The sequence below is a fragment of the Tenacibaculum skagerrakense genome (assembly GCF_004345825.1).
GTDB lineage: Bacteria > Bacteroidota > Bacteroidia > Flavobacteriales > Flavobacteriaceae > Polaribacter > Polaribacter skagerrakensis.
In genome coordinates, this window is record NZ_SLXM01000017.1 from 1 (window position 1) to 19,312 (window position 19,312).

16 protein-coding genes are annotated in these 19,312 nt (G+C 30.8%); 5 read left to right on the forward strand and 11 right to left on the reverse strand.

Annotation, left to right across the window (positions count from 1 at the left end):
• Positions 1–213: 213 nt before the first annotated feature.
• The 8 genes from EV195_RS16805 to EV195_RS16200 form a co-directional block, all read right to left on the reverse strand.
• Positions 214–966 carry a hypothetical protein gene (locus EV195_RS16805; RefSeq protein ID WP_207899799.1) on the reverse strand — a complete coding sequence of 251 codons (753 nt, stop codon included), beginning with the start codon at positions 964–966 and terminating at the stop codon, positions 214–216.
• A gap of 110 nt (positions 967–1,076) precedes the next feature.
• Positions 1,077–2,291, reverse strand: coding sequence for a peroxiredoxin family protein (locus EV195_RS16170; RefSeq protein WP_132796019.1), 1,215 nt, complete (start codon positions 2,289–2,291; stop codon positions 1,077–1,079).
• 183 nt (positions 2,292–2,474) lie between these two features.
• The gene (locus EV195_RS16175; protein WP_317128239.1) at positions 2,475–2,744 is read right to left on the reverse strand and encodes a DUF805 domain-containing protein; all 270 of its coding nucleotides are present in this window, start codon (positions 2,742–2,744) and stop codon (positions 2,475–2,477) included.
• Between the two features lie 37 nt (positions 2,745–2,781).
• Positions 2,782–4,116 (reverse strand): DUF58 domain-containing protein, encoded by a 1,335-nt coding sequence (locus EV195_RS16180; RefSeq protein ID WP_132796020.1) that lies wholly within the window; start codon positions 4,114–4,116, stop codon positions 2,782–2,784.
• 16 nt (positions 4,117–4,132) lie between these two features.
• Positions 4,133–5,131 (reverse strand): AAA family ATPase, encoded by a 999-nt coding sequence (locus tag EV195_RS16185; RefSeq protein WP_132796021.1) that lies wholly within the window; start codon positions 5,129–5,131, stop codon positions 4,133–4,135.
• Between the two features lies 1 nt (position 5,132).
• Positions 5,133–6,344, reverse strand: coding sequence for a DUF4350 domain-containing protein (locus EV195_RS16190; protein WP_132796022.1), 1,212 nt, complete (start codon positions 6,342–6,344; stop codon positions 5,133–5,135).
• A gap of 3 nt (positions 6,345–6,347) precedes the next feature.
• Positions 6,348–7,073: a hypothetical protein gene (locus tag EV195_RS16195; protein ID WP_132796023.1), complete on the reverse strand. Its 726-nt coding sequence runs from the start codon at positions 7,071–7,073 to the stop codon at positions 6,348–6,350.
• Positions 7,073–8,038, reverse strand: coding sequence for a stage II sporulation protein M (locus EV195_RS16200; protein ID WP_132796024.1), 966 nt, complete (start codon positions 8,036–8,038; stop codon positions 7,073–7,075). The genes EV195_RS16195 and EV195_RS16200 overlap by 1 nt, the downstream gene beginning before the upstream one ends.
• Before the next feature lie 21 nt (positions 8,039–8,059).
• Between EV195_RS16200 and EV195_RS16205 the strand changes: the two genes are divergently transcribed.
• Positions 8,060–8,875, forward strand: coding sequence for an RDD family protein (locus EV195_RS16205; RefSeq protein ID WP_132796025.1), 816 nt, complete (start codon positions 8,060–8,062; stop codon positions 8,873–8,875).
• Here the strand turns inward: EV195_RS16205 and EV195_RS16210 are convergent.
• Together EV195_RS16210 and clpB are read right to left on the reverse strand one after the other, a co-directional pair.
• Complete coding sequence (locus tag EV195_RS16210; protein ID WP_132796026.1) at positions 8,872–9,372, reverse strand: SixA phosphatase family protein; 501 nt, start codon at positions 9,370–9,372, stop codon at positions 8,872–8,874. The two genes, EV195_RS16205 and EV195_RS16210, sit on opposite strands and share 4 nt — an antisense overlap.
• 86 nt (positions 9,373–9,458) lie before the next feature.
• On the reverse strand, positions 9,459–12,065 hold the full coding sequence (clpB, locus tag EV195_RS16215) for an ATP-dependent chaperone ClpB (protein WP_132796027.1): 2,607 nt from the start codon (positions 12,063–12,065) through the stop codon (positions 9,459–9,461).
• Positions 12,066–12,221: 156 nt separating this feature from the next.
• Here clpB and ytxJ point away from each other — a divergent pair, with 156 nt between their 5' ends.
• Complete coding sequence (ytxJ, locus tag EV195_RS16220) at positions 12,222–12,629, forward strand: bacillithiol system redox-active protein YtxJ (RefSeq protein WP_132796028.1); 408 nt, start codon at positions 12,222–12,224, stop codon at positions 12,627–12,629.
• A gap of 56 nt (positions 12,630–12,685) precedes the next feature.
• Entirely contained in the window at positions 12,686–14,239 is a 1,554-nt protein-coding gene (locus tag EV195_RS16225; protein ID WP_132796029.1) for a DEAD/DEAH box helicase, read from the forward strand.
• A 68-nt stretch (positions 14,240–14,307) separates the two neighbouring features.
• Here the strand turns inward: EV195_RS16225 and fahA are convergent, their stop codons facing one another.
• Positions 14,308–15,591, reverse strand: coding sequence for a fumarylacetoacetase (gene fahA / locus EV195_RS16230; protein ID WP_132796030.1), 1,284 nt, complete (start codon positions 15,589–15,591; stop codon positions 14,308–14,310).
• A gap of 176 nt (positions 15,592–15,767) precedes the next feature.
• Here fahA and typA point away from each other — a divergent pair, with 176 nt between their 5' ends.
• Entirely contained in the window at positions 15,768–17,537 is a 1,770-nt protein-coding gene (typA, locus tag EV195_RS16235) for a translational GTPase TypA (protein ID WP_132796031.1), read from the forward strand.
• Positions 17,538–17,766: 229 nt separating this feature from the next.
• Positions 17,767–19,164: a fasciclin domain-containing protein gene (locus EV195_RS16240; RefSeq protein WP_132796032.1), complete on the forward strand. Its 1,398-nt coding sequence runs from the start codon at positions 17,767–17,769 to the stop codon at positions 19,162–19,164.
• Positions 19,165–19,312: the final 148 nt, after the last annotated feature.

Sequence of the window (19,312 nt, forward strand, 5' to 3'; positions counted from 1 at the left end):
AGAACTGGAATTACTATTAAAAAACAAAATTTTAAAACTGACTTTTATTAATCAAAAAGAAAGCTTCACATCATTTTCGACAGTGTTTGCTAACGTTGTTGTATAAGATTAGTTGCGTGATTTAAGCACTAAAGTTAGCAAAAAAATCACAGATAGAAAGTCCGCGAGGACTTTCGTAAGTAAGCTAAAACCAGCAATTAATTTTATACGGTGTTAGCATACGTTATTTATTTGTTCTCTTATTTTTTTAAGTTCAGATTTAATATTTTTATCTTTTATTAATTCAGAATGTTCAGTTATTTTTTTGGTTGCTTTTTTCCAAAAAGGATATAGAAGCAAAATAGAATTTGTTCCTAAATTTTCATAAGTTCCATTCTCTGTTTTCATTTCATAAACATTCTTAAAATTCACTTTGCCTTTGTAATAATCAGTCCTTTTCATTTTTGCGGTAAAAAAATCTAAAAGGCGATTTAATCCTTCTGATATTTCTATTCCGTATTGTTTTCCGTAATGAATATGACTAATTCCATATCCAACAATTAATTCAGAGTTTCCAATGTCAAATTCAAACCAAACTGAAGATTCTTCTTTTTCTTGCGTATAGACTGTAATATGAAAACATTCATCATATTCTTTAGATTCAGTATAATTTTCAGGGAAATATTTGTCAAGAAATCCTTTAATTTCCTTATAAATTTTCCTATTATTTTCTATTTCTGTACCTTTTTTTGTTTTCGTATAAATTCCCCAAACACAATTTGAGAATTCACCAGCAACAAATTCCACTTTCTTATTTGGTAGCTCAATCCAAAATCGATTTAGTGATTTTGTTTCTCCATAAAGTGGGTCTTTCACAAAAATTGTTTCATAGTCAGATTTCCATTTGTATTCCCAAATATTAATTCCTTCTATTTCGCAAAATTCGCCATCAGCTATTGTCTTAAAATGGTTCCATTCGATGTTCATTTCCTAATGTATGCTAACTAGTTATATCCTTACAAATATACCTGTTTATAGGTTTAAATTTCCGGATAACAGGAACTTTTATTCCAATTTAGTTAGTTCTTATTAAGTTCTTATTCTTGCAATAATTCAGTGATAAAGTCATTAAATTTCTTTTTGAAATCTTCATATTTCTGTCCTGTAGCGGGACCGTTAAATCCAGTATGAATTTTCCTGACTTTCCCTTTTTTGTCAATAAACACTGTAGTAGGATAGGAGAGAACGTGATCTAACATCGGTAATTTTTTTTGCGCATCTATTTTACTTGACGATCCATATTGTGCTAACAATACCGGATAGTTAATCTCGGTTTGTTCTTTTAATCGTTTTATAAAAGCAAATCCTTCTTCTTTGGTTTTGGCTACTTCAAATGCTAAAGCAACAAACTCAATATCTTTATTTTTGTTTTTAGTATAATAGTCAGCATAAAATTTACTCTCATCCAAACAATTTGGACACCAAGTTCCCATAATTTGTACTACAACAACTTTGTCTTTAAATCGATCATCTTTTAAGGAAATTATGTTGTCGTTTTCATCTGGAAAAGAAAACTCAAGTGTTTCGTAACCTTCTTTTAAGTTTGTTAAAGATTCAGCTTCAGGAAGCTCGAAATCATTATTTAATTTTGCTGTGAATGGTTCTTTCCAGTGATTTCCTGAATAGAAAATTCCTTTCATAATACTGTCGGAAACTTTAGCAGCAAATAAAAAAGCATGGGCACCATCGAAAGTTGATAATTGTAAAGAATCTCCATTGATAATCCCTTCCAAGTATCGATAATCACCTGTTGTAGTTCTAAATGTACCTGTTACTTTATTGTTATTTTGTGTAAAAATTCCTTTGGCTATGTATTTGTCTTCTTCAGAATTAGGACTGAAAACGGTTTCCCAATTTCCAGTTACATTTTGAGTTGGAGTTGCTGTTATAGCAAATCGAGGTAAATTTGGCGTTGCCACAAATGAAACTATTCTATTTAAACTAGGTTTTACAAAATAACCAGTAATACTTTCATTATTTATTTTTGCTTTAATATATCCTTCAAAATAAGGCAATTGAATTGTTACAGAATCGTTGTTGTAAGAAATCTCATGAACGCTAATCACTTCGTTAGCATTGTATATATTAATTTTTTTATCATTTAAAACATCAAAAATAAACGGTATTTGTTCGTTATCTTGAATAAGTAATGAAGCTTTATAACTTCCTGTTGTTAATGTTTTAGGTTTTTTTTCGGAAGTACAAGAGTGTAAAGTGAATGTTATAATTAGTGTGATAAAAAAAGATTTCATGTATGTGATTTTGGTTTATTTGGTTTGATTTTACTACTATAACTTACAAAAAAAAGACCTAACATTTGTTAGGCCTTTCAGTTTATTCTATTCCAATAAAATCTATTTCAGATTTATTTCCTATTCCTTTTGGATTGTCTCCCCATTCATTAGGTCCAACTTCACTATCTGTACAAGCAAGAATTAAATTGTATATATAGGAATTAAAAGATACCACCCACTTTTACCAACATCATGCATTCTTCTAACACCAACTGCTATAGATGGTAGCAAAACTCCTAACGAGTAAAGAGATTCAATTATACCAAATTCTGGAGCTTCAAAAAAAATAATAAAAAAAGAAATAATCCAGCTAATTAAAGTGCTCACAAGAGTAAACATCCAATATTCTTTTCTTCTAGCTCTACCCTTAAAATCGACGTACTGATTAAGTACTTTTAAATACCAATTCATAGTAATTTTTTTAATGTAAAGTTGCAAATCTAAAAAATTAAAATAAACCACGTGATTTTAATTCTAAATATTTATTAATCGTATCTCCAGTTAAGTTTTGTGGTTTGGTTAATACCGATTGAATTCCATATTTTTTTAATTCATTCGCTATCTGCTTTTTCTCATACATAAACTTTTCTGCGATGACTTTGTCATAAACATTTTCTACAGTAACAGCTTTTTGTTCAAAGAGTTTATTAAGCTCCGTATTTTGAAAGAAAACAACCAGTAATAAGTGATTTTTAGCAATAGCTCTTAAATAAGGAAGTTGTCTTTTTAACGCATCTAACGTTTCAAAATTGGTATATAAAATCAATAAACTTCGGCTTGGGATTTTTCTTTTGATAGCTGCATATAACAAACTATAATCCGATTCTACAAAATCTGTTTTTATATTGTAAAGCGCATCCGAAATTAAACTCATTTGAGAATTTCGTTGTTCAGCCACGATAATATTGTCTATTTTCTTAGAAAAAGAGAACATTCCAGCTTTATCTTGCTTTCTTAAAATAGCATTACTAACTGCTAATGTTGCGTTAATAGCGTAATCTAATAATGTCAGATTATCAAAATGCATTTGCATTTGTCTTCCTTTATCAATAACAGAGTAAATCGGTTGCGATTTTTCTTCTATATATTGATTTACCATTAACTGACTTCGTTTAGCGGTAGCTTTCCAGTTTAAGGTTCTAATATCATCTCCAGTTACATACTCTTTAATTTGCTCAAACTCCATAGAATTTCCTATTCGCCTGATTTTTTTACTTCCTTGTGTATGTAAATTATTAGAAATTGCTTTGATGTTAAGCTCATTCAATTTTAAAAATGAAGGATAACATTTAACATTTTTTTGCTCACTTAGAACATATTTTTTAGTTGCAAGTTGCAGGGGAGAAGAAACATACATATTTGTGTTTCCAAAGTCATAATTACCTCTTACAAATGGAGTAATTTTATAGTTTATTTCTTTGGCTTCTTGAGAAATGAACTGATGTTGTAGTTCAAAATTTCTGTTTTGTAGTTGATAAGGAAGTTCTTCTAGAATTATACTGTTAATAGTGATGTTATAGTTGTTTTTGATGTTCAACTGAATTCTGTTTTCATCACCATTAGATAATCGTTCAGGAATGATTCTCTCAGCAGTAAATCCATTTTTCACAGAAAATAATAAGAAAATATCAACGAGTGTAATTAATAGCAATCCAAATAGTAACACCTTTGCTAAGCCAAAAAATACAGGAATAAAGAACCCCACAACAAATAGCATTGCTATGATTGCAATTGCAAAATAAAAACGATTGTTTAAAAAGAAAGATGTTATAAAGTTCTTCATCAAATTCGTTATAATATTATCTAGGAATCTCAACAGATTCAATTATTTGCTCAATAATTTGTTTACTGTTTACACCTTCCATTTCTCTTTCTGGTGTTACAATTACACGATGTTCTAAAACTGGAATTGCAGCATTTTTAATATCCTCTGGAGTAACAAAATCACGTCCATTTATAGCAGCAAAAGCTTTTGAAGCCTTTAAAATTGAAATTGAAGCTCTAGGAGAAGCTCCTAAAAATAAAAACGAATTAGAGCGTGTATTTACTACAATGTTGGCAATATATTCTAACAGGTTTTTCTCAACTTTTATTTGAGTAATTAAATCTTTGTATTTAATAATTTCTTCACCGCTAATAACTTTTTCAACCTGATCTAGCTTTGTGTTTTTTTCTAGAGCTTGTTCTCTTGAAATAATTTCCAACTCTTCAGAAGCAGAAGGATATGCTACATTAACTTTAAAGATAAAACGGTCTAGCTGTGCTTCAGGTAAACGATACGTTCCTTCTTGTTCTATAGGGTTTTGAGTAGCTAATACTATAAATGGAGCTTCCATTTTATAACGAACTCCGTCCATAGTAATTTGTTTTTCTTCCATAACCTCAAACAAAGCAGCTTGAGTTTTTGCAGGAGCACGGTTAATTTCATCGATTAAAACCATGTTTGAGAAAATCGGCCCTTTTTTGAATTCAAATTCAGAAGTTTTTACATTGAATACAGAAGTTCCTAAAATATCAGAAGGCATTAAATCGGGTGTAAATTGAATTCTACTGAAGTCTATATCCATTGCTCTTGATAACAATTTTGTTGTCATAGTTTTTGCAACACCAGGAACACCTTCAATTAACGCATGACCATCAGAGAAAATAGCAACAATTAACAAGTCAATCATTTCTTTCTGACCTACAATTACTTTGTTCAGCTGTGTTTTTATCTTGTAAACACTTTCTTGTAATTCTGTTAAGTCAATTCTATTTTCAAACTCTAAATTTTCGTTTTCTTGTCTTGTTTCTTCCATATTACGTATTTTCTAAAAAGTTTTCTATTAATGTATTCAATCTAATTAATTCATCTTGAGTACACATAGATTTATTATTCAATGAAATGATAGTATTAATCAAATAGTTTGTGCTTTGTACGGTGTTTCCAGATTTAGCTGCTAGCTTTTCTACAAAACTACTATTCAAATTTTGTGTTTCTAAATGATACTTAGTTCGTATTCTTTCTAAGAAATAGGTGATTTTTTTAGAAACAATATTTTTATGATTTTCTTCTTTTAAATATAAATTGGCAATGGTGTGTGTAAAATCTTGTGTAGAGTTTTTTAGCTGTTTTACCTCTGGAATAGCTCTTTGTTTTCTTCTAGCATTTAAAAACATAAAAAGTAATAACCCGAAAAACCCAACATATAAAGACCATTTTAAGGAAGGATGCTGCATAAAAAAGCTTAATGCAGATGTATCATCATCATTATTTCCACGAAATTTACTTGCTCTGATTTGTGGATCCCAAATAACAGTTCTGTTAGGTAAATAGGAAAATACATTTTCTACATATTCCTGATTTCCATTTAATAAAAAGTAATTAGTAAAAGCGATAGGCTGGGTGTGTAAAAAAACATTTCCTTTTTCATATTTCACCTTTATGAAATTAGGTCGAACAGTATCGTTTACTTTTTGAGTTCCGAGAATTGTTGTGTTTTCCTTATTGTATTCAGAAATGTAGTTTCTTCTTAAATTTCTAGAAAAGGTAAAATCAGTTTTTTTGAATTCAGAACTTTCTAAATGTAACGTTCCTTTTAACGCTTTTAATTCATCATTTGAGTAAGCTTCATCGTCTAAATTTTTGGTAGTAAAACCTAAAGTTTCTTCAAAAGTGTCGTTAAAATAGTATAATGATAAAAACACATCGTTACCAGAAGCTACAAATTCTAATAATTTATTTGATGAATCTTTTCCTAAGCGATATGCAGCGGGTTTAATGCATACATAATTGGCAAAATCTGCACCGTAGTCATAATAAATATCAATAAAATAATCGTCGATATGTTTTTGTAGTACTTCTACTTCTTGATCTTTAAAAAGCGTTTCAATCTCATTTTGAATAATGTACGTCCCAAATGGCTCAGTTGATCGCTCTCTAAAGTTTTCTCTCCAGTCGGTTTCTTTACAACTAGTTAAAAGAGATCCAACGGATAAGAAGAATAGTATTATGTGGTGTATCTTTCTCATAGCTTATATTTTTTTTAAGAAAGATTGATATTCATTTTCAATGGTAACAAAATTCGTTTCATTTACATTGAACTCACCATACCACACATAATCATAAATATATAGTAAATATGAAAAATGTTTTCTTAGTTCTACCTTTTCTAAATCAAAAATATACTCAGAATTAGTTTTGTCTTTATGATAATTAATCAACTCTTTTTCATGCATTTGTTTCAATAATAACAAATAATAGTAGCGAGTTGCTTTTCGATAATCCTTGTTACTAATAGCTAGTTTTAGAAGCTTTTCGAAATCTGTTTCTTCAATATTTTCCTCTATTTCTTCCTTAACAATAGCAGATTTTGTGATTTTTTGTTTTTTAAATCTCCAAAAATCGGTGTTTCCTGCGAGTACACTTTTTACAATTATGAGTACAACTATTAGCGCTAATAAATAAGGAAAAACAGTTGAAAGAAAATCGGTTAACGCTTTAAAGAAATCAAGGCTAAATTGATCTTTCTCTCTCGGTTTTATTTCTTTCTTTTCTTCTTTGTCTTTTTTGACTTCTTTATATTGAAATTCAGGGCCATTGTATACAGAGTTCAATTCTTTATTAAAGCGACGAGTTTCAACAGTATTTGTTCCGTGTTCAACATATTCATAAGTAGATTCACTTTCCTCAGTATAATCGTCTTGAGAAAAAGCGCTAAAAGCAATGAATAGTAAAAAAATGAGTAACGTTTGCTTCATTATTGAACTCGATTTTTAGCAGCTACCTTAAAAGGATAAATCAAATAATAATAACTTATGCTTAGTAAGCTTGCGGCAATAATAAAGATACAAACTACAGTAGGAACTTGATTGTAATATCGAGTTACATATCCTTCTAAAAAAGCAGCAACAAACGTAAACGGTATGGTGCTTAAAAATATGAAGAATGCTTCTCTTAAGCCCTTTTTAAAAGATTCAAATCGCTTTAATGCTCCGGGAAAAAGAATACTAGCTCCAATAATATATCCACAAGCAGCTTCAATAACCATTGCAAAAATTTCAAACGTACCATGAATCCAAATTCCTTTTAAACTATCAAAAAAGCTGTTGTTTTGATAAAAGAAGGCTTGAAAAACGGCCACCATTATACCATTATAAACAATGTAATAGCCAGAGCCAATTCCTAAAAATAACCCTGATAAAAACATGTTTAGGCCAACACGTAAATTGTTGTTAAAAATTCCAATGAAGCTTCCCCAAGTACTTCCGTTTTTATAAATAGCTAGTGCATCGCCACTTTCTATGTTTTCTAAGGTTTCATCAATATAACTGTTTCCAAGTATTTGACGCGCAAAGTTTTCATCATTAAAAGTTGATAGCAACCCAATAAAAAAACAAATGAAAAAGAAAATAAAAGAGATATAAAAATACTTTCTGTATTTGTAAGAGAGTAGTGGTACGGTTTCCGTAAAAAAGGTTACTAATGTGTTCTTTTCTTGCTTTTTAGTATGATAGATTTTACCATAACTTTTTTTAGCTAATTTATTTAAATAAGGAACAACATTGCTCTTTGGATAAAAAGTTTGTGCATACGATAAATCGTTCATGATTTTAATATGCAAATCCGCTATTTCGTCTGGAGTTTTTTCAATATTATTTGAAATTACTTCATCTAATTCAAGCCATTTTTCTTTATTTTGCTTTATAAAAGCTATCTCTCTCATAAAGACAAATGTAAAAATTGTATGAAAACGTTACAAATAAATACAACACAAAATGTTAGAATAAATTTTGAATTGGCCAATGTTGGACAACGATTACTAGCGTTTATACTTGATAATGTTGTAAAATTGGCATACATCTACTTGATAATCGAAGTTTTTGATTTTTCTTTAATAAGAGATGCTACAGATGGAGATGGTTGGTCTATAAAAGCAATTGATATTTTAATGTTTTTGCCAATTACATTTTATTCTTTGTATTCAGAAATACTTATGAATGGACAAACGCTTGGAAAAAGGATATTAAAGCTTCGAGTAATTAATATAGAAGGATTTAAACCTTCTTCAGGCGATTATGTAATACGTTGGTTTTTACGTATGGTTGATTTTAACCTTTTTATGTTACTGTTTGTGTACTTCTATTCTATGGGGTATGCAAATAGTTATTTCTTTTTAATTTACATGATTTTTTTAATTGGAAAAACAATCGGTTTCTTTATGATAGTATTTACCAAAAAAAATCAAAGAGTAGGAGACATGGCTGCAAATACAGTAGTTGTCTCATTGAAAGATGAAGCAAGCTTCTCAAAAACGATTTTAGAAAATATTAAAGAAGATTATAAGCCAATTTATGCCAATGTAATAAAGCTTTCAGATAACGATGCTCGAATTATTAAAGACACTTATGTAAGAGCTAGGAATAAAAAAGATTACAATACACTTATTAAGTTAAGAGTTAAAATAGAGGAAGTTACAGATGTTAAAAAGCCAAAAGAGACTACCGATTTGGATTTTATCGCTACTATTTTAAAGGATTTTAATTTTTATACAAAAGATTAAAATTCTACATGTAGTAAAATACCTGTTTTAGCATCTTTAGTTACTGTAACAATATAGAGATTGGTATAATTGCTTTCATCAATTTCAGAATATTTATTTTCGCCTAGTATTTTATTAGCGAAAAATGGAGTTGTATTGCTATGTCCGACAACCAAAACTGTTTTTCCTTTGGTGTTTTTCTGAAATTCTTCATCAAACATTTTTCTAGGGTCGTAAAGTTTGATTTCTAAGTTATTTGCTTTTGCAGTTGGTTTTGCTGTCTCAATAGTTCGTTTGTAGTTTGTGCTGTAAACGAAATCAAATTTTACATCAGAAAGTACTTTAGCCCAATTTTCTGCTCTTGCATATCCCTTTTTTGTTAAATCAGGATCTCTATCTTTCTTGTCAGTTACTACTTTATCGGTATGTCTTACTAAATAATACGTAGTAGTTTTTGTTTGTGCTGAAACACGTTGAAGTCCGAAAGTTAGAAGAACTAATAAGGCGATTTTTTTCATTGTATATAATTTATCAATCACTAAAGTACTAAAAAGAAAACGATGCCTAAAGTAGACATCGTTTTTTAAGAAAATATATAACTTTTTTAAGCTTGACTTACCAAATCAGATTGATTTCTAAATACCAACTCATCATCAAAAGCATCTAATAAAATAATACTATCTGTAGTTACTTTTCCAGATAAGATTTCTTTTGATAATTTATTTAACACTTCTTTTTGTATGACTCTCTTAACAGGACGTGCACCAAACTCAGGTTGAAATCCTTTTTTTGCTAAGTAACTAATAGCTTCCTCTGTAGCATCTAGCACAATGCCTTGTTGAGCGACCATTTTCTTTACACTATTTAATTGTATTTCTACAATATCTTTAATGTTTTCGTTAGAAAGTGGTGTAAACATGATAATATCATCAATTCTATTTAAGAACTCCGGACGAACACTTTGTTTTAATAGCGCTAGAACTTCATCTTTAGCCAACTCCATTGCTGTATCAATATCGTTTTTTACATTTTCGAATTTTTCTTGAATAATGTGGCTACCCATGTTAGAAGTCATAATGACAATTGTGTTCTTAAAATCGGCAACTCTACCTTTGTTGTCTGTTAATCTTCCTTCATCTAGCACTTGCAATAAAATATTAAAAGTGTCCGGATGTGCTTTTTCAATTTCATCTAAAAGAACTACAGAATAAGGTTTTCTTCTAACAGCTTCTGTTAATTGACCACCTTCATCGTAACCAACATATCCAGGAGGCGCACCTACCAATCTACTCACAGAATGGCGTTCTTGATATTCACTCATATCAATTCTAGTCATAGCATTTTCATCATCAAATAAATATTCTGCTAATGCTTTAGCTAGTTCGGTTTTACCAACTCCTGTAGTTCCTAAGAATAAGAACGAACCAATTGGTTTACTTGGGTTTTGTAATCCAGATCTTGATCTTCGAACTGCGTCAGAAACAGCTTCAATAGCTTCTTCTTGACCAACAACACGTTTATGCAACTCATCTTCTAAACGTAATAACTTTTCACGTTCAGATTGCAACATTTTAGTCACTGGTATTCCTGTCCATTTAGCAACAACTTCAGCAATGTCATCATATGTTACTTCCTCTTTAATTAGTGCGTTATCTTCTTGTTCAGCTAATAGCTTTTGTTGTTTTTCAAGCTCTTCTTGAAGCTCTTTTATTTTACCGTAACGTAATTCAGCAACACGACCGTAGTCTCCATTTCTTTCCGCTTTTTCAGCTTCTACTTTATAGGTTTCAATATCAGTTTTTAATGTTTGAATTGCATCAACAACTGTTTTTTCTGATTGCCATTTTGCATTGATCTCATTCCTTTCTTCTTTTAAATTCGCTAAATCAGCATTCAGTGATTTTAACTTTGTAGCATCATTTTCACGTTTAATCGCTTCAATTTCAATTTCTAACTGCATAATTTTACGATCAAGAATGTCTAATTCTTCAGGTTTAGAATTAATTTCCATTCTTAATTTAGCTGCAGCTTCATCCATTAAATCAATAGCTTTATCAGGTAAAAAACGGCTCGTAATATAACGTTGAGATAGTTCTACTGCACCAATAATTGCTTCGTCTTTAATACGAACTTTATGATGTGTTTCATATTTCTCTTTGATTCCTCGTAAAATAGAAATAGCACTTTCGGTATCAGGTTCATTAACTGTAACTTTTTGAAAACGGCGTTCTAGAGCCTTATCTTGTTCAAAATATTTTTGATATTCGTCCAAGGTTGTAGCTCCAATGGCTCTCAGCTCTCCTCTTGCTAAAGCGGGTTTTAAAATATTAGCAGCATCCATAGCTCCTTGTCCGCCACCAGCACCAACTAACGTATGTATTTCATCTATGAATAAAACGATATCACCATTTGCAGAAGTAACTTCTTTTACAACAGCTTTTAAACGTTCTTCAAATTCACCTTTAAATTTTGCACCTGCAATAAGAGCACCCATATCTAAAGAGAAAATTAATTTATCTTTTAAGTTTTCAGGTACATCTCCACGAATAATTCTGTGGGCTAAACCTTCGGCAATAGCTGTTTTACCAGTACCAGGCTCACCAACTAAAATAGGATTGTTTTTCGTTCTCCTTGATAAAATTTGAAGCAATCTTCTTATTTCTTCATCTCTACCAATTACAGGATCTAATTTTCCGTCTTGAGCTAAATGGTTTAGGTTTTTAGCGTATTTATTTAATGAATTATAAGACTCTTCGGCACTTTGCGAAGTTACTCTGTTTCCTTTGCGAAGTTCCTCAATGGCTGCTACTAAACTTTTCTCAGTAATACCTTGATCTTTTAAAAATTGAGCAATTTGACTTTTCGACTTGAAAATGGCTAAAATTAAATGTTCTATTGATACATACTCATCATTCATTTTTTTAGCAATGATAGAGGCTTCATTTAATGTTTTTCCAGCTTCATGTGATAATAATAAATTCGCACCACTTACTTTTGAATAACTATTTAACTGTTGATCTAATACGGTTTGTACTAAATCTACGTTAAGGTTCAATTTCTTTAATATAAAAGGAAGTACATTTTCATCTACTTGAAACATAGCTTTTAAAATGTGTTCATTTTCTATTTGATTATGACTAAACTCTTGAGCTAACTGCTGAGCTAACTGAATAGTTTCTTGTGATTTTATTGTATAATTGTTGAAATTCATTTTTATTTTTTATTATACTTTTGAGCAAATTCAATACCAATTGAAATTTATCAAGAATGCAAGTCATTTTGTCTTTATAAATTCGTTTTTAATGACTTTTTGTCTTGTATGAAAGGATTTTAGCCTGTATCCGACAATTATTAAAATTTAATGAACATGGGAATTTTTGGAAATATATTTAACAAGTCTGACGATAAAAGTAAAAAGGAAGAAATTAAAACAACTATTAATTGGATTCCTTTAACTACAATATCGCAAATAGAAGAAATAAAAGAAAAATCAACTACCAAATTTGTTGGTGTTTTTAAACATTCTACTAGGTGTGTAATTAGTAGAACTGTATTAAAGAACTTCGAACAAAATTTTCCTGAAAGTGTAAATGAACAATTAGATATGTACTATTTAGATTTATTAAATTACAGGGATGTTTCTAATGAAGTTGGGTATGAATTTCAGGTAATGCATCAATCTCCACAGTTTTTATTGATTCATAATAATATAGCCGTTTTGCACGCTTCTCATTATGATATTACTCAAATAAATCTTGAAAAAAATCTTAAATAAGCCTTTGGTTTCCCTAAATAGGTTGTATTTTTGAACTTTAAAAAAATAATCACCTTTTGAGTACCACAGAAACTAAAAATACAATTGGTAAAAGTTTATACGATTACCAAAGAGAAGCATTACACAAGATTTTTAAAAGTTTCGAAAACGCCCCTGAGAACTATCATTTATTATATCAGTTACCTACAGGTGGTGGTAAAACTGTTATATTTTCTGAAATTACACGTCAATATTTAAAGCATTATCAAAAGAAAGTGCTTATTATGACTCACCGTATTGAGTTATGTAAGCAAACAGCTAGAATGTTAGGTGAATTTGGCGTTGTTAATAAAATTATAGACAGCAAAGCGGGACTTGAAGATCAAGATGACTATGATTGCTTTGTAGCCATGGTTGAGACCTTAAATAACCGATTAAATGACGATATTTTAGATATTTCAGATGTTGGATTGGTTATCATTGATGAAGCACACTATAATTCATTCACTAAATTATTCAAGTTCTTTGATAAATCGTTCATCTTAGGAGTAACAGCAACACCGTTAAGTTCAAACATAAAAATGCCGATGAAGGATAATTATGATGAACTAATAGTAGGTGAGAGTATTGCTGCCTTAATTAACAATGAGTATTTAGCGAAAGCAAATGTATATTCATACAATGTTGGTTTAACATCGTTAGAAGTTGGAGCTAATGGTGATTATACTGTAAAATCTTCTGAAGATTTATATACGAACACGAATATGCTTTCGAAGTTATTGCAGGCGTATGAAGAAAGAGCAAAAGGAACCAAAACCTTAATTTTTAATAATGGTATCAATACATCTTTATATGTGTATGATACGTTTAAAAGAGCTGGATATCCAATAGCGCACTTAGATAATACGAACACAAAAAAAGAGCGTAATGCTATTTTAAAGTGGTTTAACAAAACACCTAATGCAATTATTACTTCTGTAAGTATTTTAACAACAGGGTTTGATGAGCCTTCGGTACAATCCATAATACTAAACAGAGCAACAAAATCACTTACCTTATATTATCAGATGATTGGTCGTGGTTCTCGAATTATTCCTGGAAAATCTGAATTTAATGTAATTGATTTAGGGAATAATTTCCACAGATTTGGTCCTTGGGGAGCTGATCTAGATTGGGAGAAAATGTTTAGAGCTCCGAATTTTTATTTGGATAGCTTGCTTAGTGACGAAGATATTGAAAGTAGTTTCAGATATGAATTACCTGAAGATATTAGGGCTGAATTTGCAAATACTAAGGATGAAGATATATATTTTGATGTAAAAGCTGTTTATGTAGATACTATACAATCAGGGCAAAGTTCTAAAAAAGTATTGGAGAAATCTATTGAGCATCATGCAAAGATGTGTATTGAAAATAGTGAAGATGTTTTTGATGCTTTATTACTAGCAAAACAATTAGGTGGAGATATAGATGATAGAATTCATAGATATTCAAAGTGTATATGTAAGTCAACTCACAATTTTATTGATTGGCTTCAAGATGATTATAGAAAGAAACTTAACTCTTATCTAAGAAGTAACTTTGATGAAGTTTATGAAGAAATTCATGGTTATCCACCACCAGAAGAATAAAAAAATAATTATATAAAAAAATCCATTTCAAGTTGAAATGGATTTTTTGTTTCTTATTTGATTTTGAATTACATTGGCTTTGCAGGTAATACCTTACCAGAGCATTCACCAAATCCAATTCTAATTTTATCATTTGAACAGTATCCTCTCATGATGACTGTATCATTATCTTCAATAAATTTACGCTCGCTTCCATCATTCATTTTAAGAGGCTTTTGACCTCTCCATGTTAATTCTAACATCGAACCAAAACTATCTTGAGTTGGACCAGAAATTGTTCCACTTCCCATCATGTCACCAGCTTCAACAGGACAACCATTTACAGTATGATGTGCCAATTGTTGAGCCATTGTCCAATACATATATTTGAAGTTAGAGTTACAAACTACAGTTTCTTCCTTGTCTTCAGGTTGAATTGCCATTTGTAAATTAATATCAAAACTATGTTTTCCTTTGTGCTGTAAATAAGGTAAAGGAGTTGGTTCTTGCTTAGGATTATCAACTCTAAAAGGCTCTAAAGCATCTAAAGTAACTATCCAAGGAGATATTGTAGATGCAAAATTCTTCCCTAAGAAAGGTCCTAATGGTTGGTATTCCCATGCTTGAATATCTCTAGCAGACCAATCATTAAATAAAACCAGTCCAAAAATATACTCTTCTGCTTCTTCTACAGATATGCGATCTCCTAAATCATTAGAAACGGTAGTAATAAATGCCATTTCTAATTCGAAATCTAATAATTTTGATGGTCCAAAATTTGGAGCTCCGCCTTCTTCTGTGGGTCTTGATTGTCCAACAGGTCTGTGAATTGGAGTTCCAGAAGGAATAATTGATGAACTTCTTCCGTGATATCCAATAGGAATGTGTAACCAGTTTGGTAACAAAGCATTTTTTGGATCCCTGAATAAACTACCAACATTAGTAGCATGTTCTTTACTCGCATAAAAATCGGTATAATCTCCAACCTGAACAGGTAAAAGCATTTCTACTTCATCCATTCTAAAGATTATTTTGTGTTTATGCTCCGCATTATCTCTTAATTTTCCGTTTTTAACATCGAAAATATCAGCGATTCTGTTTCTAACTAAACGCCAAGTTTTTCTTCCGTCAGCAATAAAGTCATTAAGGGTATCTTGTAAAAAAATATCATCAGTTAAAGGAATTCCATCAAAATAACCTAGTTGATGTAATGCTCCTAGGTCAATTGCATAATCACCTATACGGGTACCTATTGTAATTATATCATCACGAGTTAAAAAAACTCCGAAAGGTATATTTTGAATTGGAAAATCGGAATTTTCTTCAACTTTCAACCACGATTTTCGGTTCGGATTATTAGCCGTAATTTCCATTTGTGTTTGTTGTTAATTGTTTCATCAAACCTACATATTTTTTCACGTCACGACAAACTTTAGGCAATAAAAAAAGAAGATATTTTACCCCTAAAAACTTGCCTAATAAATATCTGCTTCATTATTAGTGCAATTCAAAGTGAAATACTACTTTTGCCGCAAATTAATGTAGCATTATGCAACCGATTAGAAATATAGCAATTATTGCGCACGTAGACCACGGTAAAACTACTTTGGTAGATAAAATTATTGATCAGGCTAAAATATTAGATGAACGTAAAGAACGTACAGATTTATTATTAGATAATAACGATTTAGAAAGAGAGAGAGGAATTACAATTTTATCAAAAAATGTATCTGTAAACTATAAAGGTGTAAAGATTAATGTAATTGATACTCCTGGTCACGCCGATTTCGGTGGAGAAGTAGAGCGTGTTCTTAAAATGGCCGACGGTGTTTTACTATTAGTAGATGCATTTGAAGGACCAATGCCACAAACTCGTTTCGTATTAGGAAAAGCTTTAGAGTTAGGGTTAACTCCAATTGTGGTTGTAAATAAAGTAGACAAAGAAAACTGTACTCCTGATTTAGTTCATGAGAAAGTTTTTGATTTGATGTTTGCTCTTGATGCTACTGAAGAACAATTAGAGTACAGAACTATCTATGGATCTGCAAAGAATGGATGGATGAGCGAAGATTGGAGAGAGAAAACAGATAGTATTATTCCTTTATTAGATGCTGTAATTGAAACTATTCCAGAAGCACCTTATAGAGAAGGATCTCCTCAAATGCAGATTACTTCATTAGATTATTCTTCATTTAAAGGAAGAATTGCTATCGGTAGAGTATATCGTGGTGATTTAGAAAGAAATAAAGATTACATGCTATGTAAAGCTGATGGAACTACCAAAAAAGTTAGAGTTAAGGAATTACATGTTTTTGAAGGAATGGGTAAAGCCGAAACAGATAAAGTTAGAAGTGGTGACATTTGTGCTGTTACAGGAATTGACGATTTTGAAATTGGAGATACTATCGCTGATTTAGATAATCCTGAAGCGTTAGGTAGAATTGAAGTAGATAAGCCTACAATGAGTATGTTATTTACCATTAACAATTCACCTTTCTACGGTAAAGAAGGAAAATACGTAACTTCTCGTCACTTGCGTGATCGTTTATATAAAGAAACTGAGAAAAACTTAGCGTTACGAATTGAAGATACAGATACAGAAGATAAATTCAATGTTTTTGGTCGTGGAATTCTTCACTTATCAGTATTAATTGAAACAATGCGTAGAGAAGGTTATGAATTACAAGTAGGTCGTCCACAAGTAATCTTAAAAGATGTTGATGGAGTTAAATGTGAGCCTTATGAAACATTAGTAATTGATGTTCCTGAAGAATTAGCTTCGAAGGCAATTAACTTAGTTACTATGCGTAAGGGTGACTTATTAGTTATGGAACCAAAAGGTGATTTACAACACTTAGAATTCGATATTCCATCTAGAGGATTAATCGGTTTACGTAATAAATTATTAACTGCTACTCAAGGTGAAGCTATTATCAACCACCGTTTAAGAGGTTATGATGCTTATAAAGGAGAGTTTTCTGATTTAGTAAATGGAGCAATTGTTTCTTCTGAAACAGGTAAAGCTACAGCTTATGCAATTGATCGTTTACAAGATAGAGGGAAGTTCTTTATTGATCCAAACCAAGAAATATATAAAGGTCAAGTAGTTGGAGAGAACTCTAAACAAGATGATCTTGCAGTAAACTTAATTAAAGGAAAGAAGTTAACAAACGTTCGTGCTTCTGGTTCTGATGAAGGAGTAAAAATTGCACCAAAAATAGATATGTCTTTGGAAGAATGTATGGAATATATTAAAGACGATGAATATCTAGAAGTAACTCCTGAAAGTCTAAGAATGAGAAAGATTAACTTCAGATAAGAAATATTAGTTAAATTCTTAATATAATGTTAAAAAACACCCAAAAAGGGTGTTTTTTTATGTTTTATGATGTTTTGTTTAATTGTTAAAGTAAAACATAAAACAAAAGTTAGTATATTTGAATATCGCTTTGAGATATAAGCGATATTTTTTGGCTAAATCATTTATTGTTTATTTAATTTTAAATAAAGTTAAACATTTTATTAATCAACCCTAAAGCAATCAAGTAATGACATTAAAATCAATTAAAAAAGTATTTTACCTAAGTCTTTTCTTAGGATTCGGACTCTTAACTTCTTGTGATGATGATAATGATACAAAGATTATAGAAGAAAATCTTGTAGATATTGCATCTTCAGATAGTAATTTTTCAGTATTAGTACAAGCATTAGTAAAAGCTGACTTAGTTTCTGCCTTAGAAGCTGACGGAGCCCTTACTGTCTTTGCTCCTACCAACGAGGCGTTTCAAGCTTTATTAGATAAAAAACCAGCATGGAATTCTTTAGATGATGTTCCTGTTGATGTTTTAAAAGAAGTATTATTGTACCATGTATTACCAATTTATGCGCCATCTCAAAATTTAAGTGATAATCAAGGCGTAACAACATTAAACGGAGCTGCGCTAACTATAGATTTATCTAGTGGTGTAAAAATAGAAAGCGCTACAGGACAATCTGTATCAGTAACTCAAGCTGATATTTTAGCAAAGAATGGAGTAATTCATGCAATCAACGAAGTGTTATTACCTGGTGAATTACCAAAGGATATTACTGATTTAGCTATTGCAACTCCAGACTTAAGTATTTTAGTGCAAGCTTTACAAAAAGCGAATCTAGTTTCGGCACTTCAAGCAGATGGTCCGTTTACAGTATTTGCACCAACAAACGCTGCGTTCCAAGCATTATTAGATTCAAATGCGTCATGGAATTCATTAGATGATATTCCAGTAGATGTATTAACGAATGTTTTATTATTTCATGTTGTAAGCGGAAATATTAAGTCTACAGATTTATCAGATACGTATGTAAATACATTAGCGACAGGTCCAAATAGCGAGCCATTATCTTTACAAGTTGAAGTTACAGGAGGAATCGAGTTTAATGGTGACTCAAGTCCAGTATCAGGTTTAATAGATATTGAAGCTTCAAATGGCGTTGTACATGTAATTGACAAAGTAATGATGCCAGCTAACGTGGTTACATTAGCATTAAACAATGCAGGATTTACTTCTCTTGTTGCAGCCTTAACAGATTCAAGACACACTACTGATTTCGTGTCAATTTTAAGTGGAGATGGGCCTTTTACTATCTTCGCTCCAACAAACGCTGCTTTCCAAGCTTTATTAGACTCAAATGCATCATGGAATAGTTTAGCTGATGTACCAATCGCTACACTAGATGCTGTTTTAAAATATCATGTAGTAAATGGAGCAAATGTTCAAGCAGATCAATTAACAAACGGAGACGTTACAACTCTTGGAGGTACAATCACAATCGATTTAACCTCTGGAGCACAAATACAAACATCAAGTATGCAAACTGTTAACATTTTAGTTGGCACAGCTACCAATGATGTTCAAGGTACTAATGGTGTAATTCATGCAGTAGACACAGTATTATTACCATAGTTATTTAAACATTTGTTATTAGTAATAACCACTCGCAAGAGTGGTTTTTTTATGTTTTTATTGGTCTCAATTTAGGGTTCAAAACCCTGCAATTTTATTGCAGCACTTTCAGTTATATGAAAAATTAATACCTTTCAGATATGGAAAG